This window comes from Streptomyces kebangsaanensis, assembly GCF_001906585.1.
In the GTDB taxonomy this organism is placed as follows: domain Bacteria; phylum Actinomycetota; class Actinomycetes; order Streptomycetales; family Streptomycetaceae; genus Streptomyces; species Streptomyces kebangsaanensis.
Genome location: NZ_JUJA01000161.1, coordinates 18,873 through 34,525, shown reverse-complemented (window position 1 = coordinate 34,525; position 15,653 = coordinate 18,873). Strand labels below are relative to the sequence as shown.

Genomic DNA, 15,653 nt, shown 5'->3' with positions numbered 1-15,653 from the left:
ACCGGCCCGTCCTGCTGCTCGACGAGCCGACGGCCGCACTGGACGGAGCCACCGAGGCGGAGGTCGTGGCAGCGGTGCGACGCCTGTCCGCCGGGCGGACGGTGCTGCTGGTGGTCCACCGGCCGGCCCTGCTGGAGGTGGCGGACCGAGTGGTGCGCCTCGACGAGGCCGAGTCCCCCGTATTCGCGCGGACCGCGGTCCCGAGCGCCGCGGCACGGTCGGCGGAAGAGCCGCAGCCGGGACGCACCGCCACCCCGGCCGGACCAGGGATCGAGACCACGACGGCGGCGGGTGGCGTTCTCGGCCGGGTCCGGGCCATGTCCGGACCCCGGCGCGGCCGTCTCGCCCTCGCCCTCCTGCTCGGCAGCCTCGCGCTCGGCAGCGCGGTCGGGCTGATGGCCACGTCCGGATGGCTCATCTCGCGGGCGTCCCAGCAGCCGCCCGTGCTCTACCTGATGGTGGCCGTCACGGCGACCAGGGCCTTCGGCATCGGGCGGGCGGTCTTCCGCTACGCGGAACGACTGGTGTCGCACGACGCCGTGCTGCGGATGCTGGCCGATACGAGGGTGGCCGTCTACCGGCGGCTGGAACGGCTGGCACCCGCCGGGCTGCGCCGGATGCGTCGCGGCGACCTGCTCACGCGGCTCGTCGCGGACGTGGACGCCCTGCAGGACTACTGGCTGCGCTGGCTGCTGCCCGCCGGTGCGGCACTGACCGTGTCCGCCGTCTCCGTCGCCTTCACCACCTGGCTGCTGCCCGAGGCCGGTGCGGTGCTCGCCGCCGGCCTGCTCGCGGCCGGGGCGGGCGTCCCCCTTGTCACCGGGGTCGTGTCACGGCGCGCCGAGCACCGGCTCGCCCCCGCACGCGGCGCCCTCGCCACCCGGACGGCCGACCTGCTCACCGGAACCGCCGAACTGACGGTCGCCGGTGCCCTGCCCGCCCGTGCCGACGCGGCACGGCGGGCCGACGGCATGCTGACCCGGATCGCCTCGCGCGCCGCCACCGCCACCGCGCTCGGTGACGGACTCATCGCCCTGATCTCCGGGCTGACCGTCGCGGCGGCGGCACTCGTCGGAGTCCAGGCGGTCGCCGACGGGCGGCTGGCCGGTGTGACCATGGCCGTCGTCGTCCTCACCCCGCTGGCCGCCTTCGAAGCGGTCCTCGGCATGCCGCTCGCCGTGCAGTACCGGCAACGGGTGCGGCGCAGTGCGGAGCGGGTGCACGAGGTCCTGGACGCCCCCGAACCCGTTCGTGAGCCGGAGCGGCCCCGGCAGGCGCCCGCCTCACCGTTCCCGCTCATCGTCGGCGACCTGACGGCCCGGCACGCGGGCCAGGAACGGCCTGCGCTGGCCGATGTCGGCCTGACGCTCCAGGAGGGCCGCAGGGTCGCCGTGGTCGGGCCGTCCGGGTCCGGCAAGACCACGCTCGCCCAGGTGCTGCTGCGCTTCCTCGACGCGGAAGCGGGCACCTACACCCTCGGCGGCGTCGACGCCCACGCCCTGGCCGGCGACGACGTACGACGGCTGGTCGGACTGTGTGCCCAGGACGCGCACCTGTTCGACAGCTCGGTGCGGGAGAACCTGCTGCTCGCGAAGAAGGACGCGACCGAGGCCGAACTGCGGGACGCCCTCGCACGGGCCCGGCTGCTGGACTGGGCCGACACCCTGCCCGACGGACTCGACACGCTCGTCGGCGAGCACGGGGCCCGGCTGTCGGGCGGACAGCGGCAGCGGCTGGCCCTGGCCCGTGCGCTGCTCGCCGACTTCCCGGTGCTCGTGCTCGACGAGCCCGCAGAACACCTCGACCTGACCACCGCCGACGCGCTCACCGCCGATCTGCTGGCCGCCACCGAGGGCCGTACGACGCTGCTCATCACGCACCGCCTGGCCGGGCTGGAGGCCGTGGACGAGGTGATCGTCCTGGACCAGGGGCGCGTGGTCCAGCGAGGGGCGTACGCGGAGCTGGCCGCACTGCCGGGACCGCTGCGGCGAATGGCCGAGCGGGAGGCGGAGACCCAGCTGCTGGCGGGGGCGGGGTAGCGGCTCACCCGTGTGTCGGTTCCTGCCGGATGGGCAGCGCGCTCGTTACAGCCGCTCCCCCAGCATTTGTTCGATCACCGCGGCGACCCCGTCCTCGTTGTTGGCGAACGTCATTCCCGAGGCCGCGGCGATCGCGTCGGGATGGGCGTTGCCCATGGCGTAGGACCGGCCGGCCCAGGTGAGCATCTCGATGTCGTTCGGCATGTCGCCGAAGGCGACGACCTCCTCGTGCGAGATGCCGCGCTCGGTACAGCACAGCGCCAGAGTGCTCGCCTTGGAGACGTCCGGGCCGCTGATCTCCAGCAGGGCGCTGGGGCTGGACCGGGTGATCGTGGCGTGCTCGCCGACGGCGAGCCGGGCGACGGTGAGGAACGCGTCCGGGTCGAGCGTGGGGTGGTAGGCGAGGATCTTCAGGATCGGCTGTCCGGCTCCGGCCCCGTCCGGCGCCAGCAACTCCTCGGCGGGCGCGAGGGTGTCGGGTATCTCCATGTGCAGCTTCGGATAGGCCGGCTCCTGATAGAAGCCGTACGTCTGCTCGACCGCGTACACCGTGCCCGGTACCGCCTCGCGCACCAGCCGTACCGCGTCCAGCGCGATCTCCCGTGCCAGCTCGCGCACCTTCACGAAGCGGTGGGCGCCGGGGCCGCCGTGCAGGTCGACCACGGCCGCGCCGTTGCCGCAGATCGCCAGGCCGTGCCCGTGGACGTGGTCGCTGACCACGTCCATCCAGCGGGCCGGGCGGCCGGTGACGAAGAAGACTTCGATACCCGCCTCCTCCGCGGCTGCCAGGGCGGCGATCGTGCGGGGGGAGACCGACTTGTCGTCGCGCAGCAGAGTGCCGTCGAGATCGGTGGCGATCAGCCGCGGCGGCAGGGCGGCGGCCGGGGTCTCGGGCTGTCGGGTCGCTGAGGTCACCGGGGCATTGTCCCGCATATGCCCGCACGACCGTGCGGCACTCCGCACATTTGAGGGGTTGTCTCGGTCACGTCAGCTGAGCGGGCGCTTCCAGGGCGATCCGCTCGAAGACCTTCTCCTCCGCGGCGAAGTCCGAGTCGGGGACGGGCCAGTGGATCACGATCTCGGTGAAACCCAGTTCCTGGTGGCGGCCGGCGAAGTCGACGAACGCGTCGAGGGACTCCAGCGGACGTCCCCGGTCCGGGGTGAATCCGGTCAGCAGGACCTTGTCGAGCGCGGCAACGTCACGGCCCACCTCGGCACAGGCGTCCGCGAGCTTCTCGGCCTGAACGCGGAGGGCCTGGACGGACTGCTCCGGCGTGCCGTTCTCGTACAGCTTGGGGTCACCGGTGGTCACCCACGCCTGCCCGTACCGCGCCGCGAGCCGCAGCCCGCGCGGACCGGTCGCGGCCACCGCGAACGGCAGCCGGGGCCGCTGCACACAGCCGGGGATGTTGCGGGCCTCGTGGGCGGAGTAGAAGTCGCCCCGGTAGGACACCGCGTCCTCGGTCAGCAGCCGGTCGAGCAGGGACACGAACTCGGCGAACCGGTCGGCCCGCTCCCGCGGCGTCCAGGGCTCCTGCCCGAGCGCGGTGGCGTCGAAGCCGGTGCCGCCCGCGCCGATGCCGAGCGTGATCCGCCCGCCGGAGATGTCGTCGAGGGAGATCAGCTCCTTGGCGAGGGTGACCGGGTGCCGGAAGTTCGGCGAGGTCACCAGCGTGCCCAGCCGCAGCCGGTCGGTCACGGCCGCGGCGGCGGTCAGTGTCGGGACCGCCCCGAACCACGGGCCGTCCCGGAAGCTGCGCCAGGACAGATGGTCGTAGGTGTAAGCGGCGTGGAAGCCGAGCTGTTCGGCACGGGTCCATGCCGAACGGCCGCCCTCCTGCCAGCGACGGTACGGAAGGATCACGGTGCTCAGGCGCAGACTCATGGACCGAGCCTAAGCGCCCGCAAACGTTTCACGTGAAACCATCACCGCGTGCGGCCGGGTGGTCCAGGTCGCCGACCGTGCCGGACCGGACTCAGTGGTGGGAGGCAAACCGCAGGTAGCGAGGTGGCACGGTCTTCGTCAGCCACACCCCGTTGGCGCTGACGTGGAAGACATGACCATCGCGGTGCATGGCGGCCGCGTCCACGGCGAGCACCACCGGACGGCCACGGCGGGCGCCGACGCGGGTCGCGGTCTCGCGGTCGGGTGAGAGGTGCACGTCGTGCCGGTTCATGGGCCGCAGGCCCTCGATGCGGATGGCGGGCAGGTTGCGGGCCACCGTTCCGTGGTAGAGGTACGGCGGCGGGGTCGCGGTCGGCAGTGCGAGGTCGACCTCGATGCTGTGGCCCTGACTGGCGCGGATACGGGTGCCCTCGATCGCGAAGCGCCGCTTGTCGTTGGTGGCGACCACATGGTCCAGTTCTCCGCGCGAGATGCGAAAACCGTGGGCGGCCGCCGCCACGAGCAGCGTGTCGATCTCGACCCAGCCGCCCTCGTCGAGAGTGAGCCCGATCCTCCCGGGCTGGTGGCGGAGGTGTCGGGAGAGGTACTTCGACACCTTCACGGTGCGCCTTTCGTCCATCCGACCAGCTTGCCGGGGGAGACGAACATCACGCAGCTCAATATCGCCCGGGAGGTTTGATCCACAGCCAACTTGCTTTATCCACAGGAGAATTGGCAGAACCTGTGGACAACAGGCCGCTGTTTCGGGGCGTTGTGCCGGAATCGGCGGTTCCCAGCGGCGGCTCCACCCGCGCGAGCCTGCGCAGCGCCCGCGGAGCGAAACGCGACATCGCGTGGAGGAGACGTGCCTCCGGCGTCACCGGCACCACCGCGTCGTCGCGCACGACCGCGCGCAGGATCGCGTCGGCCACCTTCTCCGGCGGGTAGTCGCGCAGCCCGTACAGACGGGCCGTGCGCCGCCGCAGACGCTTCTCCTCCTCCGCGCCGACACCCGTGAAGTGCGCCGTTGACGTGATGCCCGTGTTGACGAAGCCGGGGCAGACCGCCGTGACGCCGATCCCCCGCCCGGCCAGCTCCGCGCGCAGGCACTCGCTCAGCATCAGCACCGCCGCCTTGGACGTGCTGTAGGCGGGCAGGGCCTTCGAGGGCTGATACGCCGCCGCGGACGCGGTGTTGACGATATGGCCGCCCTGCCCGCGCTCGGCCATCCGCTTCCCGAAGAGCCGGCAGCCGTGGATCACCCCCCACAGGTTGACGCCGAGGACCTTCCGCCAGTCCTCGGGGGTGTGGTCGAAGAACGAGCCGGACAGACCGATGCCGGCGTTGTTCACCAGTACGTCCACCACGCCGTACTCGGCGGCGACCTTCTCGTCCAGCTTCTCCATGGCCCGCTCGTCACCGACGTCCACCGGCTCGGCCCAGGCGGCCGGCGCACCGAGCGGCCGGCACCGCTCGGCGGTGCGGGCCGCGGCCTCGGCGTCCCGGTCGACGGCCACGACACGCGCGCCCGCCTCGGCGAAGGCGAACGCCGTGGCCCGTCCGATGCCGCTGCCCGCGCCCGTGATCAGCACGAGCTGCCCGGCGAAGCGGTCGGCGTACTTCCCGGCGGCGGGCCGTGGCCGCCCGCCCTCGGTGGCGGTCACGAAGTCCGTGATCCAGGCCGCCAGCTGGTCGGGCCGGGTGCGCGGGACCCAGTGCCCGGCGGGGAGCACACGGCGCACCAGGTCCGGGGCCCACCGCTCCAGGCCGTCGTACAGGCACTCCGACAGGAAGGCGTCCTCCAGGGGCGTGATGAGCTGCACCGGCACGCGCGCGTAGGCGTCCGGCCGCGGCCTGCGCAGCCGGGCGCGGACGTTGTCCCGGTACAGCCAGGTGCCGTGCGCCGCGTCCCGGGGCAGCGACGAGGTCGGGTAGTCGTCGGCGGACAGCTTCTCGACACGCTCGAGAATCCTGGGCCAGCGCCTGCCGAGCGGGCCGCGCCAGGCCAGTTCGGGCAATTTCGGCGTGTGCAGCAGGTACACGTACCAGGACTTGGCGCCCTGGCCGAGGAGCTGGCCCACCCGGCGCGGAGTGGGGCGCTTGACACGCGTGCCGATCCAGTGGCCGAAGTGGTCCAGGGACGGACCGGACACGGACGTGAAGGAGGCGATCCGGCCCTCGGCGCGCCGGACGGTGACGAACTCCCAGGACTGCACCGAGCCCCAGTCGTGCCCCACGAGATGCACCGGTCTGCCGGGACTGACCGCGTCCGCGACCGCCAGGAAGTCGTCCGTGAGCTTCTCCAGCGTGAAGCCGCCGTGCAGCGGCAGGGGCGCGGTGGAGCGGCCGTGGCCCCTCACGTCGTACAGCACGACGTGGAACCGGCCGGCCAGGCGCCGGGCCACCCGGGACCAGACCTCCTTGCTGTCCGGGTAGCCGTGCACCAGGACGACCGTCGGCTGCCGGGGGTCCCCCAGTTCGGCCACGCACAGCTCGACCCCGCCCGTGCGGACCCGGCGCTCCCGCGCGCCCTTCAGCGGCACCACGCGCGTCACCTCTCCCGAGACCGTGTGAGACCTGAGGGTGTGACCCCTAAGGTCCCCGTAATACTCGAGTCTGATGCCAAGACGGCTCTCGGGTCTGACGACGTGCGTGGCACGGGTCACTACCGTCGAGGGCGTGACTGTGATCGCGACCGAAAGCCTGAGCAAGCGGTTCCCCCGGGTGACCGCGCTCGACCGGCTCTCCGTGGACGTCGAACCCGGTGTGACCGGACTCGTCGGCGCCAACGGAGCCGGCAAGTCCACACTCATCAAGATCCTGCTGGGTCTGTCCCCCGCCACCGAGGGCCGCGCCGAAGTGCTCGGTCTCGATGTCGCCACCAAGGGCGCCGCCATCCGCGAGCGCGTGGGCTACATGCCGGAGCACGACTGCCTGCCGCCCGACGTCTCGGCCACCGAGTTCGTCGTCCACATGGCGCGCATGTCCGGCCTGCCCCCGACGGCCGCGCGCGAGCGCACCGCGGACACCCTGCGCCACGTCGGCCTGTACGAGGAGCGCTACCGCCCCATCGGCGGCTACTCCACCGGCATGAAACAGCGCGTCAAGCTCGCCCAGGCCCTGGTGCACGACCCGCAACTGGTCTTCCTCGACGAGCCGACCAACGGCCTCGACCCGGTGGGCCGCGACGAGATGCTCGGCCTGATCCGCCGCATCCACACCGACTTCGGCATCTCGGTCCTGGTCACCTCCCACCTGCTGGGCGAACTCGAACGCACCTGCGACCACGTCGTCGTCATCGACGGCGGCAAGCTGCTGCGCTCCAGCTCCACCACCGACTTCACCCAGACCACGACCACCCTCGCCATCGAGGTCACCGACAGCGACGAGCATCCGGACGGCACCCGCGCGGTGCGCGACGCGCTCCACGCGCGCGGGGTGGACACCCAGGACGGCACGGGCCTGCCGGGCGCCGGCCACGTCCTGCTGCTCACCGCGCAGGGTGAGGAGACGTACGACCTGGTGCGGGACGTGATCGCGGACCTCGGCCTCGGCCTGGTGCGCATGGAGCAGCGCCGGCACCACATCTCGGAGGTCTTCCGGGACAACGACGAACAGCGCGACGGACAGCGGAAGGAGGCGGTCGGCCATGGCAGTTGAGCACTCCGCGGCACCGCCCGCGGGTGACCGGGCCCGCATCCACGACATCGGCTACCGCAGCTACGACGGCCCCCGCCTGGGCCGCGCCTACGCCCGCCGCTCGCTGTACTCGCAGTCCCTGCGAGGCGCCTACGGCCTCGGCCGCTCGGTGAAGTCCAAGGTGCTGCCCATGCTGCTGTTCGTGGTGATGTGCGTGCCCGCGGCCATCATGGTCGCCGTAGCGGTCGCCACCAAGGCCAAGGACCTGCCCATCGCCTACACGGACAACGCCCTCATCATGCAGGGCGTCATCAGCCTCTACGTCGCCTCGCAGGCGCCCCAGTCCGTCTCCCGCGACCTGCGCTTCAAGACCGTGCCGCTGTACTTCTCGCGGCCCATCGAGACCGCCGACTACGTCCGCGCCAAGTACGCCGCGCTGGCCTCGGCGATGTTCATCCTGACCGCCGCCCCGCTGCTGGTGCTCTACGTGGGCGCGCTGCTGGCCAAGCTGGACTTCGCCGACCAGACCAAGGGATTCGCCCAGGGACTCGTCTCCGTGGCGCTGCTCTCCCTGCTCTTCGCCGGCATCGGCCTGGTCATCGCCGCCGTCACCCCGCGCCGCGGCTTCGGCATAGCCGCCGTGATCGCCGTGCTGACCATCTCCTACGGCGCCGTCTCCACCCTCCAGGCCATCGCGGACGCCCGGAACAACACCGGCGCCATCCCCTGGATCGGCCTGTTCTCGCCGGTCACCCTGATCGACGGAGTGCAGACCGCCTTCCTGGGCGCGACCTCCTCGGCACCCGGCGGTGTCGGCCCCGGCACCGGCGAGGGCATCGTGTACGTCCTCGCCGTCCTCGGCCTCATCGCCGCCGCGTACGGCCTCCTGCTGCGCCGCTACAAGAAGGTGGGACTGTGACGACCCTCAGCATCGACCACGTCTCCCGCTGGTTCGGCAACGTGGTCGCCGTCAACGACATCACCATGACGATCGGTCCCGGCGTCACCGGCCTGCTCGGCCCCAACGGCGCCGGAAAGTCCACGCTGATCAACATGATGGCCGGCTTCCTCGCCCCCTCCACCGGCAGCGTCACCCTCGACGGGCAGCCGGTGTGGCGCAACGAGCGGATCTACCGGCACATCGGCATCGTCCCCGAGCGGGAGGCGATGTACGACTTCCTCACCGGCCGCGAGTTCGTCGTCGCCAACGCCGAACTGCACGGCCTGGGCGCCAAGGCCGCCCAGAAGGCGCTCGCCACTGTCGAGATGGAGTACGCGCAGGACCGGAGGATCTCCACCTACTCCAAGGGCATGCGGCAGCGCGTGAAGATGGCGAGCGCCCTCGTCCACGACCCCTCGCTGCTCCTGCTCGACGAGCCGTTCAACGGCATGGACCCGCGCCAGCGCATGCAGCTGATGGACCTGCTGCGGCGCATGGGCGACGAGGGCCGCACGGTGCTGTTCTCCTCCCACATCCTGGAGGAGGTCGAACAGCTCGCCCGGCACATCGAGGTCGTCGTCGCCGGACGCCACGCGGCCAGCGGCGACTTCCGCAGGATCCGCCGTCTGATGACCGACCGCCCGCACCGCTACCTGGTGCGCTCCAGCGACGACCGCGCGCTCGCGGCCGCGCTGATCGCCGACCCCTCGACCTCCGGCATCGAGGTCGACCTCGCCGAGGGCGCACTGCGTGTCCAGGCCGTCGACTTCGGCCGGTTCACGGCCCTGCTGCCGAGGGTGGCCCGGGACCACGGCATCCGGCTGCACACGGTCTCGCCGTCCGACGAGTCCCTCGAGTCCGTCTTCTCGTACCTGGTCGCGGCGTAGGAGGCCCACGATGTACGACCCCACTGTCGCCCGGCTCACCTACCGGGCCCTGCTCGGCCGCCGCCGGGCCCTCATCCTCGGTGCGCTGCCGCTGCTGCTCATCGTCATCGCCGCCGCCGTCCGTGCCCTCGCCGGAGCCGACGACCAGACCACGGTGAACGTCCTCGGCGGGTTCGCCCTCGCCACCATGGTCCCGATCATCGGCGTCATCGCCGGCACCGGCGCCATCGGGCCGGAGATCGACGACGGCTCGGTGGTGTACCTGCTGTCCAAGCCGCTGAAGCGGCCGACGATCATCTTCACCAAGCTGATCGTGGCGATCGCGGTGACCATGGTGTTCTCCGCGGTGCCGACCCTGGTCGCCGGGCTGATCCTCAACGGCAACGGGCAGCAGATAGCCGTGGCCTACACGGTGGCCGCACTGGTCGCCTCGATCGCCTACGCGGCCCTCTTCCTCCTGCTGGGCACGGTCTCCCGGCACGCGGTGGTCTTCGGGCTCGTCTACGCGCTCGTGTGGGAGGCGCTGTTCGGCTCCCTGGTCCCCGGGGCACGCACGCTGAGCGTCCAGCAGTGGGCGCTGGCCGTCGCCCACAAGGTCGCCGGCGGCGACATGATCACCTCCGACGTCGGACTGCCGACCGCGACGGTGCTGCTGGTGGTGGTGACCGTGCTGGCCACCTGGTACGCCGGGCAGAAGCTGCGGTCCCTGACACTCGCCGGAGAGGAGTGAGGCGGGCGCTTTCGCCGCGGGCGGGCCCGCCCGGTCTTGACGGAGGCTTCACCTCTGTCCGGGCACACTGGGCAAAGCGGGCGGACGACCGGGAGGACGGACATGGCAGCCGAGACGCCGGAGAGCGAGGGACGGGGGAGGACCGAGGACACCTGGGACGGCGTCGTCCTCGACGCGGACTTCATACGGGCCGCCGAGACCGCCGAGCCGTCCGCGAGGGCCCGGATGCTCGCCGCGCGCTGGCGGCACGAGCGGCCCGAGCCGCAGCCGTGGCGCTCCGACGAGCCGCCCGCGGGATGGTTCTTCAGCAAGGTGCGCCGGCGTAGGCGGCGGCGCCGGTGACCGGGCCGGGTGCCCGCTAATTCGGTGGCGTCGACGCCGGCGTCACGGCACAGTGGTGGTGTCCACCACGCCGGACGAAGCCGGCGTCACGATCTGGGAGAGGAGCTGGGCGATGTCCATGCACGGCAGTACGCCGAGCTCCCTGCAGGGCGGCCCGCGGCGGGCTCCGGAGTAACTACCCGCTCCGTCGAGCCCGCCCCGCACGGGGAGCTGCCCGGGGCGGCCGCTTCGAGCACGCGAATCGCTTCGCGTGGGCCGCCCACCCGGAGGATTGGCCGAGTGGTAAGGCACCGGTTTGCTAAACCGTGGTCGGGGTCACCCCCGCGCACGTTCGATCCGTGCATCCTCCGCGCAGACGAAAAGCACAGGCCGAAGAGCACAGGCCGAAGAGCACAGACCGAAAGCTCAGCCCAGCAACCTCTCCAGCACCACCGCGATGCCGTCCTCGTCGTTCGAGGCCGTCATCTCGTCCGCGACCGCCTTCAGCTCCCCGTGGGCGTTGGCCATGGCCACACCGTGGGCCGCCCAGGCGAACATCGGGACGTCGTTGGGCATGTCACCGAAGGCGACGGCATCCGCCGCCCTCAGACCCAGCCGCCGCGCCGCCAGCGACAGGCCCGTCGCCTTCGACAGGCCGAGCGGCAGCAGCTCGACGATGCCCTCGCCGGCCATGGTGACCGAGACGAGACCGCCCGCGGTCCGGCGGGCCGCGTCGGCCAGTTCGTCGTCCGTGAGGGTCGGGTGCTGGATGTAGATCTTGTTGAGGGGCGCGCTCCACAGGTCCGAGGCGTCCGTGAACGGAGTCGCCGGAAGCGGGCCCGAGACCGCGTAGCCGGGACCCACGAGCACCTCGCCGTCCAGGCCGTCGCGGCTGGCCGCCAGGTACAGCGGACCGACCTCGGCCTCGATCTTGGCCAGCGCCACCCCGGCCAGCTGCCGGTCCAGGGTCACCGAGGTCAGCAGGCGGTGCTCCCCGGCGTCGTACACCTGGGCGCCCTGGCCGCAGACCGCGAGGCCCCGGTAGCCGAGGTCGTCGAGGACGTGTCGTGTCCAGGGCACCGCGCGGCCCGTGACCACGAGGTGCGCGGCACCCACCGCGGTGGCCGCGGCGAGTGCCTCACGGGTGCGCCCCGAGACCGACCCGTCGGAGCGCAGCAGGGTGCCGTCGAGGTCGGTGGCGATCAGCTTGTAGGGGAAGGGCTCGGCGGAACGGCTCACTTGGCCACCGGTTCCAGGACCTCCCGGCCGCCGAGGTGGGGACGCAGCACCTCGGGCACCCGTACGGAGCCGTCGGCCTGCTGGTGGTTCTCCAGGATCGCGACGATCGTGCGCGGTACGGCGCACAGCGTGCCGTTGAGCGTGGCCAGCGGACGGACCTTCTTGCCCTCGCGCACCCGGATCTGCAGGCGGCGGGACTGGAACTCGGTGCAGTCCGAGGTCGAGGTCAGCTCGCGGTACCTGCCCTGGGTCGGGATCCACGCCTCGCAGTCGAACTTGCGCGAGGCCGAGGCGCCCAGGTCACCCGAGGCCACGTCGATGACCCGGAACGGCAGCTCCAGCGAGGTCAGCCACTGCTTCTCCCACTCCAGCAGCCGCCGGTGCTCCTCCTGCGACTCCTCCGGGGCGACGTAGGAGAACATCTCCACCTTGTCGAACTGGTGCACGCGGAAGATGCCGCGGGTGTCCTTCCCGTGCGAGCCGGCCTCGCGGCGGAAGCACGGCGAGAAGCCGGCGTACCGCAGCGGCAGGCGGTCGGCGTCGATGATCTCGTCCATGTGGTACGCCGCCAGCGGCACCTCGGACGTGCCGACCAGGTACAGGTCGTCCTTGTCGAGGTGGTACACGTCCTGGGAGGCCTGGCCGAGGAAGCCGGTTCCGGCCATCGACTGCGGGCGGACCAGCGCGGGGGTCAGCATCGGCGTGAAGCCGGCCGCGGTGGCCTGGGCCACCGCCGCGTTCACCAGGGCCAGCTCCAGCAGGGCGCCGACACCGGTGAGGAAGTAGAAGCGCGAACCGGAGACCTTCGCACCGCGCTCCACGTCGATCGCACCGAGCGACTGCCCGAGCTCCAGGTGGTCCTTGGGCGTGAAGCCCTCGGCGTCGAAGTCGCGGATCGTGCCGTGCGTCTCCAGCGTGACGAAGTCCTCCTCGCCGCCGACGGGCACGTCGGGGTGCACGAGGTTGCCGAGCCGGAGCAGCAGCTCCTGGGTCTCGGCGTCCGCCGCGTCGCGCTCGGCGTCGGCCGCCTTGACGTCGGCGGCGAGCCGGCCCGCCTTCTCCAGCAGTTCGGCCTTCTCCTCGCCGGAGGCCTTGGGAATGAGCTTGCCCAGCGCCTTCTGCTCGGCGCGCAGTTCGTCGAAGCGGACGCCGGACGACCTGCGCCGCTCGTCGGCAGAGAGGAGGGAGTCGACGAGCGCGACGTCCTCTCCACGGGCGCGCTGGGAGGCGCGCACACGGTCGGGGTCCTCACGGAGCAGGCGAAGGTCAATCACGCGGTCAAGGCTACCGGTGCGGCGTTCCGCCTCACGACCCAGTATTCCGAACCGTGCATTGCGTACCGTTATGGGGGAATTGCTCCCTGTACGGGCAAGGGCTGCCCCGTTTTCTGGGGCAGGGTGGGCGGCGGACGTACGGTTGACTGAATTTCCCCGCGCGGACCGGCACTTGGGCTCGCGTTGTCCACAGCGGCGCACGGTGATCCACATGTTCCGGAAAGTTATCCACAGGCTGTGCGAAAGATCTGTGGAAGCCGGAATTGATCACTCCGGAAACCGTGGCGGGAAGGAGGAATTCCTGGCTCGAACCGGACTGACGGCCACTTTCGGGTGGAAAGAGGTCGCCCCAAAAGATGAATCAAAGGAGGCGAGTGGACGAAGGGTGGCTTGTCCACCCTGATCCCTCCAGTGGGGCGCAAGGGGATTTGTCGATCGAATCGCCCGCAGATATCGACTTGTCCCCTGGTCGAGAAGAAGACCTGTGGACAACTTCTGTGGATAACGTCGGCCCGGCTGGAAACGAACGACCTGGCTAGAAACGACCGTCCTGGCAGCGCGCCACCCAGTCCGCCGCCGCCATGAACTCCCCGTCCGAGGTCCCGGCCAGCGGAGGCCGTACGTCCGCCACGCCGATGTCCGCCCGCGGGTACGAACCGAGGAAGCGCACCTGCAGACAGATCCGCTTCAGCCCCATCAGGGCCTCGGCCATCCGGCGGTCGTTGATGTGGCCCTCGGCGTCGACGCAGAAGCAGTAGTTGCCGATGCCCGCGCCCGTCGGGCGGGACTGCAGCAGCATCAGGTTGATGCCGCGGGTGCTGAACTCGCCCAGCAGGTCGCGCAGACCACCGGGGTGGTCGTTGCGCTGCCACAGCACTACGGAGGTCTTGTCCGCTCCGCTCGGGGCGGCGGGCCGGGCGGGCCGGCCGACCAGTACGAACCGCGTCTGAGCATTCTCGGCGTCGTGGATGCCCGTCTCCAGGGGCACGAGCCCGTAGCGCGCGGCCGCGAACTCACCGGCGAAGGCGGCGTCGTAGCGGCCCTCCTGGACCAGGCGGGCGCCGTCCGCGTTCGAGGCGGCCGACTCCCAGACGGCGTCCGGGAGGTGGGCCTTCAGCCAGTTGCGCACCTGCGGCTGGGCGGCCGGGTGGGCGGTGACCGTCTTGACGTCGGACAGTTTGGTGCCGGGCCTGACCAGCAGCGCGAAGGTGATCGACAGCAGCACCTCGCGGTAGATCATCAGCGGCTCGCCCGCGACCAGCTCGTCGAGGGTGGCGGTGATGCCGCCCTCGACGGAGTTCTCGATCGGCACGAACGCGGCCTCGGCCTCACCGGCGCGGACCGCGTCCAGCGCGGACTGCACGGACACGTACGGGATCAGCTCCCGGGTGGCCGTCTCGGGAAGGGTGCGCAGGGCGACTTCGGTGAAGGTGCCCTCGGGGCCGAGGTACGCGTAGCTCGCTGGCATGACCTCACCCTAATGGCCGCTCGGGGGGCAGGCTCGCCCGTCTCACGGGAGCCCCTCCCGAGAGTGAATCCGCGTAACCCCACCCGAACGGCGCGCTCCCCTCCCGCCGCGCTCACCCCTCCAGCAGCCGCTGCCCCACGTATTCGCCCTCGGCCGCCCCGCCCGGCACCGCGAACAGCCCGCTCGCCTCGTGCCGGATGTACTGCGACAGCGCGTCGCCGCGGTCCAGCTTGCGCTGTACCGGCACGAAGCCGCGCAGCGGGTCCGCCTGCCAGCAGATGAACAGCAGGCCCGCGTCGGGGGTGCCGCCGGCGCCGAAGCCGTCGTGGTAGGAGAAGGGACGCCGGAGCATGGCCGCGCCCCCGTTCTGGTCGGGCCGGGTGATACGGGCGTGCGCGTTGACCGGGACGACGAGGCTGCCGTCCTTGCCGGTCTTCTCCAGGTCCATCGCGGTCGTCTCGGTGCCCCCGCTGAGCGGCGCACCGTCGGACTTGCGGCGCCCGATGACGTCCTCCTGCCGGGCGAGCGACAGCTTCTCCCAGTTGTCGAGGAGCATGCGGATGCGGCGTACGACGGCGTAGGAGCCGTTCGCCATCCAGGCCGGCTCACCGTTCGCGGGCACGAAGACGCGCTGGTCGAAGTCCGGGTCGGCCGGCTTCGGGTTGCGGGTGCCGTCGACCTGGCCCATGAGGTTGCGGGTCGTCATGGGGTGCGCGGTGGCGCCGGGGGAGCGGTTGAAGCCGTTCATCTGCCAGCGGATACGGGCGGCACCGCCCGCGTCCTTCTGCAGGGCGCGCAGGGCGTGGAAGGCGACCAGCGCGTCGTTCGCGCCGATCTGCACCCACAGATCGCCGTTGCTGCGGGCCTTGTCGAGCTGGTCGGAGGAGAAGTCGGGCAGGGGGTCGAGAGCGCTGGGCCGCTGCCCGCGCAGACCCGTCCGGTCGAAGAAGGAGTGGCCGAAGCCGAAGGTGACCGTCAGCGAGGAGGGGCCGGCGTCCAGGGCGACGCCGGTGTCGTCGTGGCCGGCCGGCTCGCCGGCCATCAGCCGCTCGGCCGTCGCCGACCAGCGGCGCAGCAGCGCGGCGGCCTCCTTGCGGCCCGCGCCGGCCGCGAGGTCGAAGGCTATGAGATGGCCGCGGGCCTGCAGGGGGTCGGTGATGCCGGGCTGATGTTTCCCGTGAAACATCGTCCGGTCGGCGCCGAGCGAGGTGAGCGGGGTGGCGCCGGCGGG

General features: G+C 71.7%; 14 protein-coding genes and 1 tRNA gene. 7 read left to right on the top strand and 8 right to left on the bottom strand.

Features of this window, described 5'->3' with window-relative positions; genetic code table 11:
• A partial coding sequence (gene cydC, locus RH94_RS45055; RefSeq protein ID WP_234426154.1) for a thiol reductant ABC exporter subunit CydC occupies positions 1-2,039 on the top strand: 2,039 nt, incomplete at its 5' end.
• 45 nt (positions 2,040-2,084) lie between these two features.
• Here the strand turns inward: cydC and RH94_RS31225 are convergent.
• The 4 genes from RH94_RS31225 to RH94_RS31210 form a co-directional block, all read right to left on the bottom strand.
• A complete protein-coding gene (locus RH94_RS31225; RefSeq protein WP_199881099.1) occupies positions 2,085-2,972 on the bottom strand; it encodes a Cof-type HAD-IIB family hydrolase in 888 nt (295 codons plus the stop codon).
• A 49-nt stretch (positions 2,973-3,021) separates the two neighbouring features.
• Positions 3,022-3,924, bottom strand: coding sequence for an LLM class flavin-dependent oxidoreductase (locus RH94_RS31220; RefSeq protein ID WP_073951701.1), 903 nt, complete (start codon positions 3,922-3,924; stop codon positions 3,022-3,024).
• A gap of 91 nt (positions 3,925-4,015) precedes the next feature.
• On the bottom strand, positions 4,016-4,564 hold the full coding sequence (locus RH94_RS31215) for an RNA 2'-phosphotransferase (RefSeq protein WP_073951700.1): 549 nt from the start codon (positions 4,562-4,564) through the stop codon (positions 4,016-4,018).
• Between the two features lie 37 nt (positions 4,565-4,601).
• Positions 4,602-6,470 (bottom strand): SDR family oxidoreductase, encoded by a 1,869-nt coding sequence (locus tag RH94_RS31210; protein ID WP_107428873.1) that lies wholly within the window; start codon positions 6,468-6,470, stop codon positions 4,602-4,604.
• A gap of 139 nt (positions 6,471-6,609) precedes the next feature.
• Between RH94_RS31210 and RH94_RS31205 the strand changes: the two genes are divergently transcribed.
• From RH94_RS31205 to RH94_RS31180, 6 genes are all read left to right on the top strand, one after another.
• On the top strand, positions 6,610-7,584 hold the full coding sequence (locus RH94_RS31205) for an ABC transporter ATP-binding protein (protein WP_073951699.1): 975 nt from the start codon (positions 6,610-6,612) through the stop codon (positions 7,582-7,584).
• Positions 7,574-8,482 carry a hypothetical protein gene (locus RH94_RS31200; protein ID WP_073951698.1) on the top strand — a complete coding sequence of 303 codons (909 nt, stop codon included), beginning with the start codon at positions 7,574-7,576 and terminating at the stop codon, positions 8,480-8,482. The genes RH94_RS31205 and RH94_RS31200 overlap by 11 nt, the downstream gene beginning before the upstream one ends.
• Entirely contained in the window at positions 8,479-9,390 is a 912-nt protein-coding gene (locus RH94_RS31195) for an ABC transporter ATP-binding protein (protein WP_073951697.1), read from the top strand. The genes RH94_RS31200 and RH94_RS31195 overlap by 4 nt, the downstream gene beginning before the upstream one ends.
• Before the next feature lie 10 nt (positions 9,391-9,400).
• Positions 9,401-10,120 carry an ABC transporter permease gene (locus RH94_RS31190; RefSeq protein ID WP_073951696.1) on the top strand — a complete coding sequence of 240 codons (720 nt, stop codon included), beginning with the start codon at positions 9,401-9,403 and terminating at the stop codon, positions 10,118-10,120.
• Between the two features lie 102 nt (positions 10,121-10,222).
• The gene (locus RH94_RS31185) at positions 10,223-10,462 is read left to right on the top strand and encodes an SGM_3592 family protein (RefSeq protein WP_073951695.1); all 240 of its coding nucleotides are present in this window, start codon (positions 10,223-10,225) and stop codon (positions 10,460-10,462) included.
• 265 nt (positions 10,463-10,727) lie between these two features.
• Positions 10,728-10,812: transfer RNA gene (locus tag RH94_RS31180), tRNA-Ser, on the top strand.
• Positions 10,813-10,867: 55 nt separating this feature from the next.
• Here the strand turns inward: RH94_RS31180 and RH94_RS31175 are convergent.
• From RH94_RS31175 to efeB, 4 genes are all read right to left on the bottom strand, one after another.
• The gene (locus RH94_RS31175; protein WP_073951694.1) at positions 10,868-11,680 is read right to left on the bottom strand and encodes an HAD family hydrolase; all 813 of its coding nucleotides are present in this window, start codon (positions 11,678-11,680) and stop codon (positions 10,868-10,870) included.
• Positions 11,677-12,954 carry a serine--tRNA ligase gene (gene serS, locus RH94_RS31170; RefSeq protein WP_073951693.1) on the bottom strand — a complete coding sequence of 426 codons (1,278 nt, stop codon included), beginning with the start codon at positions 12,952-12,954 and terminating at the stop codon, positions 11,677-11,679. The genes RH94_RS31175 and serS overlap by 4 nt, the downstream gene beginning before the upstream one ends.
• Positions 12,955-13,489: 535 nt before the next feature.
• Positions 13,490-14,422 (bottom strand): prephenate dehydratase, encoded by a 933-nt coding sequence (gene pheA, locus RH94_RS31165; protein WP_073951692.1) that lies wholly within the window; start codon positions 14,420-14,422, stop codon positions 13,490-13,492.
• 112 nt (positions 14,423-14,534) lie between these two features.
• Positions 14,535-15,653 (bottom strand): iron uptake transporter deferrochelatase/peroxidase subunit (efeB, locus tag RH94_RS31160; RefSeq protein ID WP_234426153.1); only part of this gene is annotated, 1,119 nt, incomplete at its 5' end.

Excerpts from the sequence above, each read along its gene's own strand:
- RH94_RS31225 (WP_199881099.1), bottom strand. The coding sequence starts at position 2,972 with ATGCGGGACAATGCCCCGGTGACCTCAGCGACCCGACAGCCCGAGACC.
- RH94_RS31220 (WP_073951701.1), bottom strand. The coding sequence starts at position 3,924 with ATGAGTCTGCGCCTGAGCACCGTGATCCTTCCGTACCGTCGCTGGCAG.
- RH94_RS31215 (WP_073951700.1), bottom strand. The coding sequence starts at position 4,564 with ATGGACGAAAGGCGCACCGTGAAGGTGTCGAAGTACCTCTCCCGACAC.
- RH94_RS31200 (WP_073951698.1), top strand. The coding sequence starts at position 7,574 with ATGGCAGTTGAGCACTCCGCGGCACCGCCCGCGGGTGACCGGGCCCGC.
- RH94_RS31190 (WP_073951696.1), top strand. The coding sequence starts at position 9,401 with ATGTACGACCCCACTGTCGCCCGGCTCACCTACCGGGCCCTGCTCGGC.
- RH94_RS31185 (WP_073951695.1), top strand. The coding sequence starts at position 10,223 with ATGGCAGCCGAGACGCCGGAGAGCGAGGGACGGGGGAGGACCGAGGAC.
- pheA (WP_073951692.1), bottom strand. The coding sequence starts at position 14,422 with ATGCCAGCGAGCTACGCGTACCTCGGCCCCGAGGGCACCTTCACCGAA.